Annotated in this window: 1 protein-coding gene; it reads right to left on the reverse strand. The window is 57.0% G+C overall.

The genetic code is table 11. The annotated features are described in order from the left end of the window. Positions 1-198 (reverse strand): hypothetical protein (locus HGG74_RS21280; protein ID WP_205762288.1); only part of this gene is annotated, 198 nt, incomplete at its 3' end. Positions 199-277: the final 79 nt, after the last annotated feature.

The following is a 277-nucleotide window of genomic DNA, read 5'->3' on the forward strand; positions in this document are numbered from 1 at the left end:
AAAAGTCCCAGCCGGGCAAACCGGGAAAGAATGAGTAACCTCCGCCGCTGGCTCCATGATGCCCGGCAGGGCATGGAAGGCGACACACCAGAGGCAGAATAAAATTCCCGTTCCTGAATCGCCGAAGCCCTCCCGTTTACGGGAGGTGCTTTTTTTGTATATTCCGTAAAACAGCGCTCGCGCCCCCTGCCAGGCCATTCGCGTAGCGAATTTATTTCCGCCCAAGTTAGCCGCGAATCCGTTGTCTCCGGTCGCAGACGCACCAGATCACAGCCAC

Origin of the sequence: Arthrobacter mobilis (genome assembly GCF_012395835.1) — a bacterium.
In the GTDB taxonomy this organism is placed as follows: Bacteria; Actinomycetota; Actinomycetes; order Actinomycetales; family Micrococcaceae; genus Crystallibacter; species Crystallibacter mobilis.